Source organism: Amycolatopsis albispora, from assembly GCF_003312875.1.
Classification (GTDB): Bacteria; Actinomycetota; Actinomycetes; order Mycobacteriales; family Pseudonocardiaceae; genus Amycolatopsis; species Amycolatopsis albispora.
Map to the genome: position 1 here is coordinate 7,236,296 of NZ_CP015163.1, position 16,742 is coordinate 7,253,037.

At 68.2% G+C, this 16,742-nt stretch carries 20 protein-coding genes; 16 read left to right on the forward strand and 4 right to left on the reverse strand.

What is annotated here, in order from left to right; translation table 11 throughout:
* Positions 1 to 121: 121 nt before the first annotated feature.
* The 12 genes from secY (at position 122) to truA (ending at position 8,149) form a co-directional block, all read left to right on the forward strand.
* Positions 122 to 1,429 (forward strand): preprotein translocase subunit SecY, encoded by a 1,308-nt coding sequence (gene secY, locus A4R43_RS34400; RefSeq protein WP_113698069.1) that lies wholly within the window; start codon positions 122 to 124, stop codon positions 1,427 to 1,429.
* Positions 1,426 to 1,980 carry an adenylate kinase gene (locus A4R43_RS34405; protein WP_113695901.1) on the forward strand — a complete coding sequence of 185 codons (555 nt, stop codon included), beginning with the start codon at positions 1,426 to 1,428 and terminating at the stop codon, positions 1,978 to 1,980. Before secY ends, A4R43_RS34405 begins: the two co-directional genes overlap by 4 nt.
* 44 nt (positions 1,981 to 2,024) lie before the next feature.
* Positions 2,025 to 2,804, forward strand: a complete 780-nt coding sequence (gene map, locus A4R43_RS34410; protein ID WP_113695902.1) for a type I methionyl aminopeptidase — start codon at positions 2,025 to 2,027, stop codon at positions 2,802 to 2,804.
* 381 nt (positions 2,805 to 3,185) lie between these two features.
* A complete protein-coding gene (gene infA / locus A4R43_RS34415; protein WP_009948665.1) occupies positions 3,186 to 3,407 on the forward strand; it encodes a translation initiation factor IF-1 in 222 nt (73 codons plus the stop codon).
* A gap of 37 nt (positions 3,408 to 3,444) precedes the next feature.
* Entirely contained in the window at positions 3,445 to 3,558 is a 114-nt protein-coding gene (gene rpmJ, locus A4R43_RS34420; protein WP_004558882.1) for a 50S ribosomal protein L36, read from the forward strand.
* 205 nt (positions 3,559 to 3,763) lie between these two features.
* Positions 3,764 to 4,144, forward strand: coding sequence for a 30S ribosomal protein S13 (rpsM, locus tag A4R43_RS34425; protein ID WP_113695903.1), 381 nt, complete (start codon positions 3,764 to 3,766; stop codon positions 4,142 to 4,144).
* Positions 4,141 to 4,329: a hypothetical protein gene (locus A4R43_RS34430; RefSeq protein ID WP_113695904.1), complete on the forward strand. Its 189-nt coding sequence runs from the start codon at positions 4,141 to 4,143 to the stop codon at positions 4,327 to 4,329. Before rpsM ends, A4R43_RS34430 begins: the two co-directional genes overlap by 4 nt.
* 20 nt (positions 4,330 to 4,349) lie before the next feature.
* Complete coding sequence (gene rpsK, locus A4R43_RS34435; RefSeq protein ID WP_091505007.1) at positions 4,350 to 4,754, forward strand: 30S ribosomal protein S11; 405 nt, start codon at positions 4,350 to 4,352, stop codon at positions 4,752 to 4,754.
* A 23-nt stretch (positions 4,755 to 4,777) separates the two neighbouring features.
* Entirely contained in the window at positions 4,778 to 5,383 is a 606-nt protein-coding gene (gene rpsD / locus A4R43_RS34440; protein WP_113695905.1) for a 30S ribosomal protein S4, read from the forward strand.
* Positions 5,384 to 5,499: 116 nt separating this feature from the next.
* The gene (locus A4R43_RS34445; RefSeq protein WP_113695906.1) at positions 5,500 to 6,573 is read left to right on the forward strand and encodes a DNA-directed RNA polymerase subunit alpha; all 1,074 of its coding nucleotides are present in this window, start codon (positions 5,500 to 5,502) and stop codon (positions 6,571 to 6,573) included.
* 77 nt (positions 6,574 to 6,650) lie between these two features.
* Entirely contained in the window at positions 6,651 to 7,241 is a 591-nt protein-coding gene (gene rplQ / locus A4R43_RS34450; protein ID WP_113695907.1) for a 50S ribosomal protein L17, read from the forward strand.
* Positions 7,242 to 7,306: 65 nt separating this feature from the next.
* Positions 7,307 to 8,149: a tRNA pseudouridine(38-40) synthase TruA gene (gene truA / locus A4R43_RS34455; RefSeq protein ID WP_113695908.1), complete on the forward strand. Its 843-nt coding sequence runs from the start codon at positions 7,307 to 7,309 to the stop codon at positions 8,147 to 8,149.
* 6 nt (positions 8,150 to 8,155) lie between these two features.
* Here the strand turns inward: truA and A4R43_RS44675 are convergent, their stop codons facing one another.
* The 3 genes from A4R43_RS44675 to eccE all read right to left on the reverse strand — a co-directional run bounded on the left by A4R43_RS44675 (position 8,156) and on the right by eccE (position 11,135).
* On the reverse strand, positions 8,156 to 8,752 hold the full coding sequence (locus A4R43_RS44675; RefSeq protein ID WP_335645126.1) for a DUF559 domain-containing protein: 597 nt from the start codon (positions 8,750 to 8,752) through the stop codon (positions 8,156 to 8,158).
* Positions 8,753 to 9,234: 482 nt separating this feature from the next.
* Positions 9,235 to 9,957 (reverse strand): hypothetical protein, encoded by a 723-nt coding sequence (locus A4R43_RS34465; RefSeq protein ID WP_113695910.1) that lies wholly within the window; start codon positions 9,955 to 9,957, stop codon positions 9,235 to 9,237.
* Positions 9,954 to 11,135 (reverse strand): type VII secretion protein EccE, encoded by a 1,182-nt coding sequence (gene eccE, locus A4R43_RS34470; RefSeq protein WP_236809303.1) that lies wholly within the window; start codon positions 11,133 to 11,135, stop codon positions 9,954 to 9,956. Before eccE ends, A4R43_RS34465 begins: the two co-directional genes overlap by 4 nt.
* A gap of 170 nt (positions 11,136 to 11,305) precedes the next feature.
* Here eccE and A4R43_RS43010 point away from each other — a divergent pair, with 170 nt between their 5' ends.
* The 4 genes from A4R43_RS43010 (at position 11,306) to A4R43_RS34490 (ending at position 14,987) form a co-directional block, all read left to right on the forward strand.
* The gene (locus A4R43_RS43010; protein WP_162788690.1) at positions 11,306 to 11,536 is read left to right on the forward strand and encodes a hypothetical protein; all 231 of its coding nucleotides are present in this window, start codon (positions 11,306 to 11,308) and stop codon (positions 11,534 to 11,536) included.
* Positions 11,537 to 11,757: 221 nt separating this feature from the next.
* The gene (gene eccB / locus A4R43_RS34480) at positions 11,758 to 13,362 is read left to right on the forward strand and encodes a type VII secretion protein EccB (RefSeq protein ID WP_335645173.1); all 1,605 of its coding nucleotides are present in this window, start codon (positions 11,758 to 11,760) and stop codon (positions 13,360 to 13,362) included.
* A gap of 66 nt (positions 13,363 to 13,428) precedes the next feature.
* Entirely contained in the window at positions 13,429 to 13,743 is a 315-nt protein-coding gene (locus A4R43_RS34485; RefSeq protein ID WP_113695913.1) for a hypothetical protein, read from the forward strand.
* On the forward strand, positions 13,743 to 14,987 hold the full coding sequence (locus tag A4R43_RS34490) for a WXG100 family type VII secretion target (RefSeq protein ID WP_113695914.1): 1,245 nt from the start codon (positions 13,743 to 13,745) through the stop codon (positions 14,985 to 14,987). The genes A4R43_RS34485 and A4R43_RS34490 overlap by 1 nt, the downstream gene beginning before the upstream one ends.
* Before the next feature lie 80 nt (positions 14,988 to 15,067).
* On the opposite strand, the gene A4R43_RS34495 is transcribed toward A4R43_RS34490, so the two are convergent.
* Positions 15,068 to 16,741, reverse strand: coding sequence for a type VII secretion-associated serine protease mycosin (locus A4R43_RS34495; protein WP_236808457.1), 1,674 nt, complete (start codon positions 16,739 to 16,741; stop codon positions 15,068 to 15,070).
* Between the last annotated feature and the right edge of the window lies 1 nt (position 16,742).

A 16,742-nucleotide genomic window follows, 5' to 3' on the forward strand; every position in this document is an offset into this window, starting at 1 on the left:
AAGTGTGCCCTGATGCGTTCCTGGCTTGCTTGCCTGCCAGTGAGATGTGTTCCCGCCGGTCACCGTGCCGGCCAAGCCGTTCATCGGTCCGATGGCCGATGACGTCGAGGAGGTCCCCCGCGTGCTCAGCGCCTTCCGCTCGGCTCTCGCGACGCCGGACCTGCGCAAGAAGATCCTGTTCACGCTGATGATCGTGGCCGTGTACCGGCTCGGCGCGATCACCCCAGCTCCTGGGGTTTCCTACCCCAACGTCCAGGCATGTCAGGCGCAGACCGATCAAGAGGGCATTTACTCGCTGCTGAACCTCTTCAGCGGTGGGGCTCTCCTGCAGTTGTCGATCTTCTCGACGGGCATCATGCCGTACATCACGGCGAGCATCATCGTCCAGCTCCTCACCGTGGTCATCCCGCGGTTCGAGGAGCTGAAGAAGGAAGGCCAGTCCGGTCAGAGCAAGCTGACCCAGTACACCCGCTACCTGACGATCGCGCTGGCGATCCTGCAGGCCACCGGCGTGATCGCGCTGGCCGACCGCGGCCAGCTGTTCCAGGACTGCGACCAGCCGGTCATCCCGGACAACAGCATCTACGCGCTGGCGCTGATCGTGGTCACCATGACCGCGGGCACCGCGGTGATGATGTGGCTGGGTGAGCTGATCACCGAGCGCGGCGTCGGCAATGGCATGTCCGTGCTGATCTTCCTGAACATCGCGGCCCAGCTGCCCACCGAGGGCGCGAACATCCTCGAGCGCAACAACGCCGTGGTCTTCGCCTTCGTCTGCGTGCTCGGCCTGGCGATCATCGCCTCGGTCATCTTCGTCGAGCAGGGCCAGCGCCGCATCCCGGTGCAGTACGCCAAGCGCATGGTCGGCCGCCGGATGTACGGCGGCACCTCGACCTACCTGCCGATCAAGGTGAACCAGGCCGGTGTCATCCCGGTCATCTTCGGTTCCTCGCTGCTGTACCTGCCGGACCTGATCAGCCGCCTGATCGGCGACCCGAACAGCAGCTCGGGCTGGCAGGTCTTCCTGCAGAACTACGTGGTGAACCAGTCCAGCTGGGTGCACATCCTGCTGTACTTCGCGCTGATCATCTTCTTCACCTACTTCTACATCACGATCACGTTCAACGTGGACGAGCGTGCGGAGGAGATGAAGAAGTTCGGCGGGTTCATCCCGGGCATCCGCCCGGGGCGGCCGACCGCCGAATATCTGAGCTACGTGCTCGGCCGGATCACCCTCCCCGGCTCCATCTACCTCGGTCTGGTAGCGATCCTGCCGAACTTCTTCCTGTCCATCACCGGTGACGGCAACAACCAGAACTTCCCGTTCGGTGGCACCGCCGTGCTGATCATGGTGGGCGTCGGCCTCGACACCGTGAAGCAGATCGAAAGCCAGCTCATGCAGCGCAACTACGAAGGGTTCCTCCGATGACGAGGCTGGTTCTGGTCGGGCCTCCCGGAGCAGGCAAGGGTACGCAGGCAGTCGCGTTGTCCGAGAAGCTCAGGGTGCCGCACATCTCCACCGGCGACCTGTTCCGCGCGCACGTCGGCGAGCAGACGCCGCTGGGCCGTGAGGCGCAGCGGTACATGGACTCGGGTGAACTGGTGCCCGACTCGGTCACCAACGAGATGGTCCGCGAGCGCCTGGCCGAGCCGGACGCCAAGGCGGGCTTCCTGCTCGACGGCTTCCCCCGCAACACCAAGCAGGCGGACGTGCTCGGCCAGATGCTGGCCGACGCCGACACCAGCCTGGACGCGGTGATCCAGCTCGAGGTCCCCGAGGACGTCGTGGTCGGCCGGCTGCTTTCGCGGGGTCGTTCCGACGACACCGAGGAGGTCGTCCGGCGCCGTCAGCAGATCTACCGGTCGGAGACCGCGCCGCTGCTGGAGTACTACGGCGACATCCTGGTGACCGTGGACGGCGTCGGCGAGGTCGACGAGGTCTCGAGCCGGGTGCTGGCCGCGCTGCCCGACCGCACGTGACTGTGGGCGGACTGAGTGTTCCGAAGTTCCTCCGCCGAGGTCGCATGATCGAGCTGAAGTCCCGGGGCGAGCTGGAAGCGATGCGCGCGGCCGGGCTGGTCGTGGCGCGCACGCTCGAGCTGGTCACCGAGGCCGCGAAGCCGGGTGTCTCGACGAAGGAGCTCGACGAACTCGCCGAGCAGACCATCCGGGACGCCGGGGCGGTGCCCTCGTTCAAGGGCTACCACGGGTTCCCGGCGTCGATCTGCGCTTCGGTGAACGAGCAGATCGTGCACGGCATCCCGGCGGCTTCGCAGGTGCTGGCCGACGGGGACCTGATCTCGGTGGACTGCGGCGCCATCCTGGAGGGCTGGCACGGGGACTCCGCGGTGACCATCGCCGTCGGCCCGTCCGTGTCGGCGAAGGACCTCGCGCTGTCGGATGCCACGCGGGTGGCGATGTGGGCGGGCGTCGAGGCGGTCCAGCCGGGTGCTCGGCTCACCGACATCTCGCACGCCGTGCAGACCGCCGCGGAACGCGCCGGCGAGGCCGACGGTGTCGAATACGGCATGATCCTGGAGTACGGCGGCCACGGCATCGGTTCGCAGATGCACATGGAGCCGTTCCTGCCGAACGTGGGGAAGCCGGGCAAGGGCCCGCGGCTGAAGCCGGGCATGGCGCTCGCGATCGAGCCGATGTTGACCGGCGGCGGTGGCGAAACCCTCGAACTGGACGACGGCTGGACCGTGGTCACCGCGGACGGCTCGCGAGCCGCCCACTGGGAGCACACCGTCGCCATCACCGACGACGGCCCCTGGGTCCTCACCGCCCCCGCCACCCCCTGACCCTCACCTGCTTTTGCGGGCAAAAGCCGCTTGCCTGCTTTTGCCCGCAGAAGCTTGCCGAGCCGCGCGGCGCCCTGATCGGGTCCTTTTGGGTCGCCTGACCTGGTGTTTTTCCCGTGCTGGCGAGTTGCCCCGCCGCGGTCTACCCTGGAGCCCGCCCGGCGGTCCCGGCCTGCCGGAAGCGCCCGACCGCGATGTGACCTAACACAGTCAACCCCCGGTTGGGTGTCGCGACACGGCTTGCGTACACTGTCAAGTCGGCGTACTCATCTCGCCGGTTCCAGCGCGCGTGAATACTTGCGGCATCGGAGTCGGGGCGGCGCGTGCGCCGGGCACCAACGCAAGCACTCACCGCTCAACCAATCACGAAACGCGGAGGACATGGGCAAGAAGGACGGGGCCATCGAGGTCGAAGGCCGCGTAATCGAGCCGCTTCCCAACGCGATGTTCCGCGTCGAGTTGGAGAACGGCCACAAGGTCCTTGCACACATCAGCGGCAAGATGCGGCAGCACTACATCCGCATCCTGCCTGAGGACAGGGTTGTCGTGGAGCTGTCGCCCTACGACTTGTCCCGTGGTCGCATCGTCTACCGCTACAAGTGATCACGGCGCATCGAGTACAAGCAGGAAAGCAGGAGACGTGAAGGTCCAGCCGAGCGTCAAGAAGATCTGCGACAAGTGCAAGGTGATCCGCCGCCACGGCCGGATCATGGTGATCTGCGAGAACCTGCGGCACAAGCAGCGGCAGGGCTGATCACCCACTCGTCGAAGAGTGGATTGACGGCACAACAACTCTCCCCGCACCTGCCGGGCCGTCCAGCGGCCCGGTTCACCCCCGGACTTCAGGCCGGGGCCGGGACACCGGTGGCGCAAGCCGCCGGATCGACAGCGAGTCGGTCCCGGGACCGGGCGGGGAGCAGACCTGAAGAGACGAATTCAGACAAGGAGCACCAGCGCCAATGGCACGACTCGCTGGCGTAGACCTCCCCCGCGAAAAGCGGCTGGAGATCGCGCTGACCTACATCTACGGCATCGGCCGTACCCGCTCCAAGCAGATGATCGCCGCCGCCGAGCTGAACGCGGACACCCGCGTCAAGGACCTCAGCGACGACGACCTGCTCAAGCTGCGGGACTACATGGACGAGAACTTCAAGGTCGAGGGTGACCTTCGCCGCGAGGTGAACGCCGACATCCGTCGGAAGATCGAGATCGGGTGCTACGAGGGTCTGCGGTGGCGCCGCGGGCTTCCCGTCCGTGGGCAGCGGACCAAGACCAACGCCCGCACCCGCAAGGGTCCGAAGAAGACGGTCGCCGGCAAGAAGAAGGCTGGCAAGAAGTGAGCATTCGGGGCAAGAAGGTCGTGCACATCGGCGGCACCCAGCGCCGCGGCACGGGTTCGTGCGTTTCACCGACTGCTCTCTACGCCCGCCCGATGGCGCTCCGCCAGCTGTACACCGACGCCGGTTCCGTGATCCGGCGCGGGCAGCGTGAAGCGGCCGCCGCTCACCAAGAGAACTCGCGCTAACCGAGGAGAATCACCCAGACATGCCACCGAAGTCTCGTACCGCCGGGGCCAAGAAGGTCCGGCGCAAGGAAAAGAAGAACGTGGCCCACGGCCACGCGCACATCAAGAGCACCTTCAACAACACGATCGTCTCGATCACCGACCCGACCGGTGCGGTGATCTCGTGGGCTTCCTCCGGCCACGTCGGCTTCAAGGGCTCCCGCAAGTCGACCCCGTTCGCCGCGCAAATGGCCGCCGAGAACGCGGCCCGCAAGGCCGCCGAGCACGGCATGAAGAAGGTCGACGTGTTCGTGAAGGGCCCGGGTTCGGGCCGCGAGACCGCGATCCGCTCGCTGCAGGCAGCGGGCCTCGAGGTCGGCACCATCCAGGACGTGACCCCGCAGCCTCACAACGGCTGCCGCCCGCCCAAGCGGCGCCGGGTCTGAGGAACGGGGAGGAGTAAGCAAACATGGCTCGTTACACCGGCCCGGCGACGCGTATTTCCCGTCGCCTCAAGGTTGACCTCATCGGCGGCGACCAGGCTTTCGAGCGTCGCCCGTACCCGCCCGGCCAGCACGGCCGCGGGCGCATCAAGGAGAGCGAGTACCTGCTTCAGCTGCAGGAGAAGCAGAAGGCTCGCTACACCTACGGCGTGCTCGAGCGCCAGTTCGTCCGCTACTACAAGGACGCTGTGCGCCGCACCGGCAAGACCGGTGAGAACCTGCTCCAGATCCTGGAGTCCCGGCTCGACAACGTGATCTACCGCGCCGGCATCGCCCGGACGCGCCGTCAGGCCCGCCAGCTGGTGAGCCACGGCCACTTCCTGGTCAACGGCAAGAAGGTCAACGTGCCGAGCTTCCAGGTCTCGAAGTTCGACATCATCGACGTCAAGCCGAAGTCGATGGGCACCCTGCCGTTCGTGGCGGCGAAGGAAGCCTTCGGCGAGCGCCCCGTGCCGGCTTGGCTGCAGGTCGTCCCGTCGAACCTGCGGGTGCTGGTCCACCAGCTGCCCGAGCGTGCGCAGATCGATGTTCCGGTTCAGGAACAGCTGATCGTCGAGCTCTACTCGAAGTGATCCCGCCCGGGCTGACGGGCCGGCGGTGATCGGGCGGCGGCGCCCCGAGTGCGCCGCCGCCACGCCACCCCTTTCGGCGTCATATGGCGGGCGCCGGCAGGACAAGGAGAAGGAAAGTGCTGATTTCCCAGCGGCCGGCTCTCGGCGAAGAGACGGTCAACGAAACCAGGTCCCGGTTCACCATCGAGCCGCTCGAGCCCGGTTTCGGCTACACGCTCGGCAACTCGCTGCGGCGCACGCTGCTGTCGTCCATCCCGGGCGCGGCGGTCACCAGCATCCGCATCGACGGGGTGCTGCACGAGTTCACCACCGTTCCCGGGGTGAAGGAAGACGTCACCGACATCATCCTGAACCTGAAGGAGCTGGTCGTCAGCTCCGAGGAGGACGAGCCGGTCACCATGTACCTGCGCAAGCAGGGCCCTGGTGAGGTCACCGCCGCGGACATCGTGCCGCCGGCCGGGGTCACCGTGCACAACCCCGATCTGCACATCGCCTCGCTGAACGGCAAGGGGAAGCTGGAGATCGAGCTGGTCGTCGAGCGTGGCCGTGGCTACGTGCCCGCCCTGCAGAACAAGCAGGCCGGCGCCGAGATCGGCCGCATCCCGGTCGACTCGATCTACTCGCCGGTGCTGAAGGTGACCTACAAGGTCGAGGCCACCCGTGTCGAGCAGCGCACCGACTTCGACAAGCTCATCCTGGACGTCGAGACCAAGCCGTCCATCACCCCCCGCGACGCCGTGGCTTCTGCGGGCAAAACGCTGGTCGAGCTGTTCGGCCTGGCGCGCGAGCTCAATGTCGACGCCGAGGGCATCGAGATCGGGCCGTCGCCGCAGGAGGCGGACACCATCGCCGCCTACGCGATGCCGATCGAGGACCTCGACCTGACCGTGCGGTCCTACAACTGCCTCAAGCGCGAGGGGATCCACACGGTCGGCGAGCTGGTTTCGCGGTCTGAAGCCGACCTGCTCGACATCCGCAACTTCGGTGCGAAGTCCATCGACGAGGTCAAGCTGAAGCTCGTCGGCCTGGGCCTCGCGCTCAAGGACAGCCCGCCCGGGTTCGACCCCACCGCGGCCGCGACCAGCTACGACGGTGAGGGCTGGTCCGAGGGCGTCAGCGGGATCACCGACGGTATTTCGGACAACGGCCACGACGATGGCCAGGACTACGCAGAGACGGAGCAGCTGTAGGACCGGTGGTCGCTCCGATGTGGTGACGCATCGGAGCGACCTGGTTCCGTGGCTGAGAAGCTGAACTAGGAGAACCGATGCCCACCCCCACCAAGGGAGCCCGTCTCGGCGGGTCGGCCGCGCACCAGCGGCACCTGCTGGCCAACCTGGCCACGTCGCTGTTCGAGCACGGCCGGATCACCACCACCGAGGCGAAGGCCCGGCGGGTGCGTCCGCTGGCCGAGAAGCTGATCACCAAGGCGAAGCGGGGCGACCTGCACAACCGCCGGCAGATCCAGCAGGTCATCCGTGACAAGTCGGTCGTGCACAAGCTGATCGCCGAGATCGGTCCCGGTTTCGCGGACCGTGCGGGCGGCTACGTCCGCATCACCAAGACGATGCCGCGCAAGGGCGACAACGCCCCGATGGCGGTCATCGAACTGGTGGCGGAGAAGACCGTGACCGCCGAGGCGCAGGCCGCGCGCAAGACCAAGTTCGCCAAGGACGAGGCCCCGAAGACCGCGGAGGCCCCGGTCGAGGAGACCAAGGACGACGCCGAGGCCACGGCGACCGACCAGGACGCGGACGCGCCCGAGTCGGCCACCAAGGACGCCACCGACACCCCCGCCGAAGGCGCCGACGACGCGGCTTCTGCGGGCGAAAGCACGCCGAAGAAGGACGAGTCCTGACGGCTGCGGATACCCCGGACGAGCCCGCCACCCCCACCGGGGAGGGCGGGCTCGTTCGTCTGCGCCTGGAGGTCGCTTATGACGGCACAAACTTCTCCGGCTGGGCCAAGCAGCCTGGTCGGCGCACTGTCCAGGGCGTACTCGAAGACACCCTGGCCAAGCAGCCTCCTGGCGTAGCCGTCCCACGCTCCGTGGTCGTGGCAGGCCGCACCGACGCCGGTGTCCACGCCTCCGCCCAAGTCCTCCACCTCGATGCACAGCCTTTTGCGGGCAAAAGCATGAACACCCGGATTCCGGTGGACGACAAGGGCATTCCTGACCTGGAGCGGATGCGTTATCGCTGGAACCGCCACCTGCCTGCGGACGTGCGAGTGCTCGCCGCGACGGTCGCGCCGCCCGGCTTCGACGCTCGCTTCTCCGCGGTTCGCAGGCACTACCTTTACCGGGTCTCAGATGCTCCCTGGGGCGTCGACCCGCTGCGCCGGTACGACACCCTCGCCTGGGGCCGTCCCTTGTCCGTGGACCGCCTCAACGAGGCCTCGGCCGAGCTGCTCGGCCTCCACGACTTCGCCGCCTTCTGCAAGCAGCGTGAGGGAGGCACGACGATCCGCGAGCTGCAGCGGCTGGTCTGGCGTCGTACGGCCGAGTATTCGGTCGAGGTGGAGGTCTCCGCGGACGCGTTCTGCCATTCGATGGTTCGTAGCCTCGTTGGCGCCCTCCTCCTGGTAGGCGATGGTCGCAAGGCCACCAGCTGGCCCGGACAGCAATTGGACTCCCGTGTTCGTGACAGCGCGGTCGCACCCGCTCACGGGCTGACGCTCGTGGGCGTCGACTATCCACCCGACGCCGAGTTGGCACGGCGAGCCGAGCAGACCCGCAATGTCCGGACATCGGACGCCGTTTCGTAGTCCGGTTCAGGCGCGTTGCCGAGCGAGCTGGATGCGCTTCAAAATCACTCGGTGGTCGGTGGCGAGATGCTCGGGCCGCACAATCACGAATTTCCAGCCTGCCTCGCCCAGTCTTTGCCGTCTCTTCTTGTCATGACGTCGTCGTGCTGGGTCGTCGTGCAGACCGCCGTCGTATTCGACGGCTACCTTCTCGGCCTCTAGAGCAAGGTTGGCGTGGCCCAGAAACTCGCCGTTCTTATGCACACTCAGTTGAGGTGTGGGGCGTAAGCCGCCGAACCTCATGATGGTCCGCAGTTCCGATTTCGGGCGGGTATCGGTTTTGGGGTCGACGAGTTCGAGAGCTAGGCGGCCGAGGCGTACGCCCCAATTCCTCCGCCTTCTGCACTCAGCCTTGAGTGCGTCGATTTTGATTTTGTTGCGTCGCAGGAACATGTCGAGGTCAGGCACTGCCATGCGTAAGCGCCCGACAGTGCTGTGGAGGCGTGGCGCGTGACGAAAGATCAGATCGAGTGCGATACGAAGAGGTCTCGCGATCCGAGCATTCTGCCAGGGCTTCGATTCATCCGGCTCGATCTTCGTACGTCGAATGCGCATGCCTGCCACCGGGCCAAACCGTGACGACTCGGGGACTACGAATTCGACAGGGTCGTAAGGGGCTGCGAGGTTTACGCCAAGGACGGTAGCCGCCGAACGGCCCGTCAGCACCGCGTCCGGTGGGACTCGTAGGGCCGCGCCTCGGCATCTGAGCTTGTGCGTGACTGGTACTTCGGCGGGAACGTAAACGTCCTGGAACAGGCGTCTGAACCGCGGTCCCTGCAGTTCCGCCTTGGTGACGATGCCTGCAGCGACGGCAGCAGAGCCGCGGAAGACGTCCCGCAATTGGGGGTGGAGTGCAGTTGAGTTGGCCATGCTCAGAGCCTGGGTAGCGACACCGACAGAACAGCCTCAGTTGCGCCGACCGCGCTCGAGTTGTCCACAACGCCCACGAAATCCACAGGCCGCCCCGGGTTGGGATGACGAGCCTTCTGCGGGCAAAGCCGTGCGGTGCATGCTTCTGCCCGCAGAAGCATGCACCGCACGGGTTGTTAGTCGCCTCGGCGGACTGGGCCGAGGAGTTGTTGTTCCTTCGGGGTGGTGACCAGGCGCAGGGGGCGCCACAGGTTGCGGCCCAGCGCGACCACCTGGTCGTCCTTCAGCGTGGTCAGCTGCCGCATCATCTGCGGCGGCAGGTTCCAGATGCGGGCCGCGAGCTCGGCCTGGCCGATCGGCAGACGCTGCATGAGGACCAAGTCGGCGGCGTTCGCGGTCGCCCCGGCCTGCGGGTGCAGGTACGGCAGCACGTAGACCGTCGTCTGCCACGGCGAGCGCGGCGGGAACAGGTCCTGCGGAGTCGGTCCGCCATCGGTGATCACCAGCAGCGGCGCGTCTTCCGAAGGCCGCGGAAGCTCGACCGGCGAGAGCCGGCGGATCTGGACCAGCGGCGATGGGCGCCCGTTGGGCTGGTTCCCGGCCGCCTTCGCGAGCAGCTGCCACGCCGTGGGCCGACCGGTGGCGACCACCACCCACGCACCGACGGCCATCGCCCGCAGAGCTACCTGGCGGGCCAGGTAGAGACCGCCGACCAGCACGATCCTGGTCGGCGTGGAGCGCAGCGCCGAAATGGTCAGCGGTTCGTCCTTCAGGCCGGAGCCCAGGACGATGCCGCCGCGATCACCGGACGGGCTGACCGCGTCCAGCATGGCCGGATCCACCGAGAACTCGGGGGCCACGCCGATGTTCTGGCCGGCGTCGCGCATTCGCGTGCTCATGCCGTGCCTCCCATCGGCATCGTGGCGGCCAGGCCGGCTACCTGACGGCCGCGCAGCAAGGTGAGGTCGATGTTGAGCCGGTCCGAGATGGCCTTCATCCGGTCCGACGCGACGTCCAGCTCACGCGGGTTTCGCGCGCTCAAGCGCACCACGCCGCGGAGGCCGATCCTGCCTTCGTCCGCAGAAGGCGAGATGGACATCGCGATCGTCGAGGACAGGGCGCGCACGCTGCTCAGCGCGTTGAGCGTGCCGGTGATCTTGCCCTTCGGCCAGCCGCTGATCGCGTAGCTGGCGTGGCCTATGCCCGCAGAAGTCACGCTGTCCTTGCGCTCCTGGAGGGCCACTCGGGTGCCCGAGCCGGCGACGGCGGTGAGTTCTGCGGCCGAAAGTCCGGCGCGGAGGACTTCGTCGGGGTCCAGGGGGCGGGTGGGGACGCCTTGCGACTCGAGGGCGTTCCGAACCCGCGAAAGTGCGCCGATCAAGGCGCGGTGGGCGCCGACGACGCCGCCGCCGCGTTCACGCACGGCCGTCGGGCAGCGACGCGGGTCCAGCCGGATCGCGACCCAGGTCGTCCGCCGCGCCGCAGCCTGCAGCGGCCCGAGGACCTCCATGTACGAGCTCAGCGCGGGCGAGTCCGACGGCAAAGCCGCAGAACCCGGGTAGCAGTGCCAGATCACCTGGATCGAGTCGAGCACCACACCGCGGTCCTCGAGGCACGGCGCGAGCGCGGAAAGCGGCAGGCTCGGCGCGCCGCCCGCCTGGCTGATCAGCGCGGGCGCCGGTTCGACCAGCAGCACCGCGGTCCAGGTGCCGTCGTTCCAAGCGAGGCCGACCTGCTGCCGCTCGTGGTCGACACCGTGCGCGACCACCAGATCAGGCACGACCAGTCGCAGCAGGTTCACTCGCGGGTCATCCGGCCCGGTCACCGCGTCCTCGGCCGCCGCGATCGACTCGATGCTGCTCGGCGGAGTGGGATTCGCCACCCTGCTGTGCGACCGCATCGAATACCGCAGGCTGAGACCAACCCATTGGGTGAACCACTGCCCGCCCCAGCGCATGAATGCGATCACCAGAGCGAGCGCCGTCACACCGATGGAGACGTACAGCAGCTTTTCGTTGATCGCGAGCAGCACGAGCCCGATCGCCAGGCCGACCTCGACCACGACCAGGTTCATCACCGGCAGCGGGCCGAGGTTGATCCCCATCGCGCGACGGCGGGCCGCGCCGATCCGAACCGGCGCGGGCGGAGGGCCACCGGCGGGGCGCGGCGGCGGGCCGGGCGGCGGTCCGCCACCGGGGCCACTTGGGCCGCCGGGACCTCCCGGTCCACCAGGTCCACCCGGTCCCCTTGGCCCGCCAGGGCCTCCGGGCCCGCCGGGTCCACCAGGACCTCCCGGTCCGCCAGGGCCACCGGGTCCGCCAGGCCCACCGGGCACGCGCGGCCCCGCGGGACCACCAGGACCGCCGGCAGGGCCTCCCGGACGCCTCGGCGGTGGGCCGGGCGGACGGCCGCCGGGCGGAGGTGGTGGCGAACCCGGAGGCGGCCCCGGAGGTCCAGGTGGACGTGGAGGAGTGGTGACCGACATCCGCTCGTTCTCTTCCCCTCGTGCTTGCAACTGCGCCGGAAAGCCAGTCCGGAGTGTCGAACCCTAGCCGGAGTTGGTAGAAACCAACCACCAGCCGTCCCCGTGCGGCTATCCTGCGGAACCGTACCGCGAGTGGGAGAGCTGTAGGTCGAGAATGCCGTCAACACCGACAACAAAGTCTCAGGTCCAGGCATATCAGTTCGTGCTGCGCAGGATGCAGTCCGCGTTGGTCCGCAAGGACGCCGTCATGCTCCACGACCCCATGCGGACGCACTCGCGTGCCACGATCGTGGGTGTTGTGCTGGCCGTCATCGGCATGCTCGGCTTCATCATTTTCGGCTTCATCAAACCGGCGCCCAAGCCGCCTTCTGCGGGCATAGTCATCGGCGAGCAGTCCGGCCAGATCTACGTGAAGACCGAGAACCCGACCAAGCTGATCCCGACCTTCAACCTCGCGTCCGCGCGGCTGATGCTGCTCGGTCAGCAACAGCAGGCGCCGGCAGAGGGCCAGCAGGCCGGCCAGCAGCAGCCTGCCGCGCCAAAGCTCGTCGAGCCCGCGGTGGTGCCGGACGAGCAGCTCAAGGACATCCCCCGCGGACGGCAGCAGGGCATCGTCAACGCGCCGCAGCTTTTGCCGAATAAAGACCAGCGGATCTCCGACCACTGGGCGGTGTGCGACTTCCTCCGCATCGACCCGAACCAGCCGGAGAGCGTCGGCCTCCAGCAGGCAACCCGCGAAACCAGCGTCCTCGCCGGTGTTTCGAACCTCGGCACCGAAGGCATGGGCCGGGAGCTCGGCGACCGCGAGGCGCTGCTCGTCACCGGTGACAACGCGGCCACCTACCTCGTCTACCGGCTCGCCAACCACGCGAACCAGCCGAACGCCAGCGTGGTGAAGGCCAGGCTCGCGCCGGGCAACATCGTCAAGGCGGCGCTGGGTGTGACGGTCAACGGCCGCAAGATCTCGACCGGTCTACTCAACGCCATCCCCGAGGTCGACCAGCTGAACGAGCAGCGGGTCACGGGCGCGGGCTCGCAGACGACCGGCTTCAACATCGACGGCCTGCCCGTCGGCGCGGTGTTCAAGACCCAGCCTTCTGGCGGCGAAACCCTGTTCTGGGTGATCCACTCGACCGGCATCCAGCAGATCTCCGAGGTCGCCGGCGACATCATCCGGACCACGAACTCCTCGGTTTCGCAGAACAAAGAGGTTCGCACGGTGAACCTCGACAAGATCGCCCAGGTCAGGCAGATCAACGCGGACGCGCCCGAGGCGCTGAAGGTGGACACCTACCCGAAGCTGAAGCCCGAGATCCTCGACCCGATCAAGAGCGGCACTCCGGCGACCTGCCTGGGCTGGCGGACCGAGGGCGACGGCGCGACCAAGGACGAGCGCACCGCTGTCTACGTCAGCAACGAGGTGCCGTTCCCGAAGGACGCCAACGGCGCGCGGCAGACGCCGGTCGCAGTCGGCCAGCCGACGCCGGACGGCATGAAGATCGACAGCTTCTACATGCAGCCGGGCCGGGCCGCCGTGGTGCGGGCAGCGCAGTCGAAGGACTCCTTCACGTCGGGGCCGATCTCGCTGGTCTCCGATCTCGGGCTGCGGTATGGCGTGCCGGACCTGCCGACGGCGCAGGCCCTGTTCGGTCCGGACCCGCAGGCGCCAGCGCCGGAAAACATCCTGAAACTGCTGCCGGCCGCGGCGACGACCCTGAACGTGAACGACGCGATGCGGACGTACGACTCGGTGCCGGTGGACCCGGCTGCCGGGTCGTTCCCGAGCGCGCCGCCGCAGGCACAAGGTGCGGGAGGCTGACGGAACCGTCGGCAGGGGGTCGTCGTCACACCGCAGTAGTGGACACTCGAGTCCGGAGGTGTGGTTGTGTCGGGTTTCAAGGTCGATGCCGAGGTAGTCGCCGATTACGCGAGATCGGTGGAGGACGCCGCGGCGGACCTGGACACGGCGCACGGCGCGCTGACCGGGCAGGCGTTGGCCGGTGAGGACTTCGGCGTTCTGGGGCGCGAGGTCGGGGCCGCGGACGCGTACGCGCGCGCCGCGGCCGCCCTCCACACCCAACTAGCCACCGGACGCGACGCCCTGCTTTCGGCCGCAGAAGCTTTGCGAGAGGTCGCCGGGCAGCACGGTGGCGGCGAAGAAGAAGCGGTGTCGGCGCTCAAGAAGGCGGTGGAGTCCTGATGGGCATCCCAGACCCCGAGCCCGACGTCTTCCAGGGCCTGCGCGCCGCAGTCACCCCGCCCGCCGCGGTCGCAGGCTTTAGCGGGCAAAAGCATGTTGTCCCCGAAGCGCCGCAGGTGGCGAGCGTGTCTCAGCGGCCGGAGGAGCCACCGGCGCCACCCGCGGAGGCCGAGGGCAAGGGTGGGCACCTCGAGTTCCTGTCCGAGCTGGCGAAGCAGCTGGGCGTCACGGACGTCGTCGAGGCGCACTTGGTGCCCGTCGTCGGTCAATGGACGGAAATGCGGGCTGAAGCGGAGCGTTGGCGTGCTGCGGCGGCTTCTGCGGGCGAAATCTCGACGGGGCTGGCTGAGCCGCTGGGCAAGATCGACGCGGGTTGGGAAGGCGAGAACGCCGACGCCTTCGTGGCCTACATGGGCAAGATCAACTCGGCCAGTGAGGCCGCGCAGGAGGCCATGAAGACCATGGCCGACGCGCTCGACGACACGGCTGACGCCATCGAGCGGATCGCCAGCACGATGATCGACGTCGTGCTTGATGCCGCAGAAGTCGCCTCCGAGGCCGCGATGCTGCCAGTTGGGGGCACGGAACGGGCCCGGAGCCACCTCATCGACGTTCAGCAGTCCACACAGGCCCTCCACGACTCGGTGCGCGACGTGCTCGAGGAATTCGCTCGGTTGTGTGACGGAGTGGAAGGCAAGGACGCTGAGGAGCGCAGCGTCGCGATGGAGAACCAGTTCCCGGGTGAGAAGTTCGCCCTGAAAGACGGGTCTGCCGAGCCCGCTGCAGCCGCGGCGGCACCCGCCGGGACCACGGAGAAGACCGACGCTTCCGCGCCCGCGGAGAAGGCTGCCGCGGGATCCAGCGGTGGCGGCTCCGAGGGTTCGGCCAGCGGTGGAGGTGGAGCCGGTGCAGTGGGTACGGATACCGCTGTGCCGTCGCCGCCGCAGCCTGGGAACCAGACGGCCGCTGGTGCGCCGCCGGCCGCTGAGCCTGTCGCCGCGAATCCCGGGGCCGCTGCCGCGTCGAGGGGCGCCGCTGGGACCACTGGGTCGCCGATGATGGGCGGCATGATGCCGATGGGCATGGGTGGCATGGCCGGTGGCGGCCAGAGCGGCAATCAGGAACACCGGGTGAAGACGCGGGTGAACACGGATCCCGTGGACCTGTTCGGCAAGCCGGAGCAGGTCGCGCCGCCGGTTCTCGGAGAAGACCCGGTCCGGAAGTCCCCCGACAAGGGTGCCTGAAGCTTCTGCGGGCTAAAGCAGGTTCGCCCGCGCTGACCTGGGGGTTCTGCTTTTGCCCGCAAAAGCAGAACCCCCAGGGGTCAGGCGGGTTTGTTGGGGGTGTCGGGGCGGTTGCGGCGCACGGTGTGCACCACGAACATCGTGATCAGCAGGGCCACCACGCCGCCGGCCGTGCCGGAAAGGGCCACGATCATCGGGGCCTTTGGACCGTCATTTGCGGGCGGAAGATCCGACGGCAGGGCGACGGGGGCGGGGAGCTTTTGCTGGTACGGGGTCGACAGGGCGATCTTGTCCTCGCCCGGGATGACCGCGGTGAGCGCCGCCATCGGGTTGATGACGCCGTAGCCGACGAACTGGTCCCGCCCCGAGCGCGCCCCCGGGTGTTGCGCGGTGCTGGTGATCCGGTGCATCACCTGCCGCGCGTTCAGGTTCGGGAACTTCGCCCTGATCAGCGTCGCCAGCCCGGCGACGTAGGGCGACGCGAAGCTGGTCCCCTGGATGGGCAGGACCTGTTCACCCTCCACGGTCTGGTTCGCGAAGTCGCCGATCCGCGCGTTCTTCGACGGGTCCAGCGAGATGATCTGCGTCCCCGGCGCGGCCACGGTCACCCACGGCCCGTTCACGCTGAAGCTCGCCACCCCGCCGGTCTCGTCGATCGCCGCCACCGAGATCACGTCGTCGGTGAACCACGGCGGGCTGACCACGTTGATCGGCTTGCTCGGGTCCGGCTGGTTGTTCTGCTTGCAGGTCTCGGAGGTGTTACCCGCCGCGGCGACCACCACGATGTCTTTGTTCACCGCGTACCGGACCGCTGCCTGCAGCGCCTGCTCCTCCGGCGTGATTCCGCCGCCAGAAGCAGGCCGGCAGTTGTCGACGGACATGTTGATGACGCGGACGCCGTCGGTGTCGGCGGCGGTCCGGACCGCCTGTGCGAGCGTGGTCAGGTTCCCGGCGCCCTGGCCACCCTGCTGACGGCCCTGGTTCCCCTGGCCGGGCACGGTGTCCGACGCGGACGAACCCGCGGTGCCGCTCGACTCGGGCGGCTCCTCGGTCCCGGACTCCTCGCCACCACTCGACGGCGGCGGCTGCGAGCCGGACGGCTGACCGGCCTCACCGCTCGGCGGGGCCGCCGGGGTCTGCGGCTTGTCCTCGACCTGGTAGTTCTGGCTGGACTGGCGGATGGAGACGATCTGCGCGTCCGGGGCCACGCCCATGAACCCGATGTCGTCCTGCTTGCGTGCGCCGATGATGCCCGCCACCTCGGTGCCGTGGCCGTCGCAGTCCTCGGTCCCCTTGCCGTCGGGGTGCACGTAGTCGCCGCCCTGCTGCACCGGCTGGCCGAACGCCGGGTGCGGTGTCACGCCGGTGTCGATCACGGCGACCCGGATGATCTCCCCGGTCGGCGTCTTACCGACGTGCCCGTTGGTCGCCGCCCGCATGTGGTCGTGCACCTTGTCGAGCTGGAGGTACTTCTGCGCCCAGGGGATGTCGGGCAGCGGGATGTTGTTGTCCAAGTCCCGCGTGACGCACTGGATCTTCTTGACGTAGTTCTTGTCCGGCTTGTTCGTCGCGGCGGGGAGCTTGCTCATGTCCACCGGCGGCGGAACCAGCGGGGCGCTGCCCGGCGGGGTACCGGGGGGCGGCGTGCCCTGTTGCGCACTCGCGGTCAGCGGGCTCAGGCCGGGGGCCAGGATCCCGACCGTGGCGGTGAGCAGCACCGTCGCCACCCGCGACGGTGTTCCGAACGAACGCACT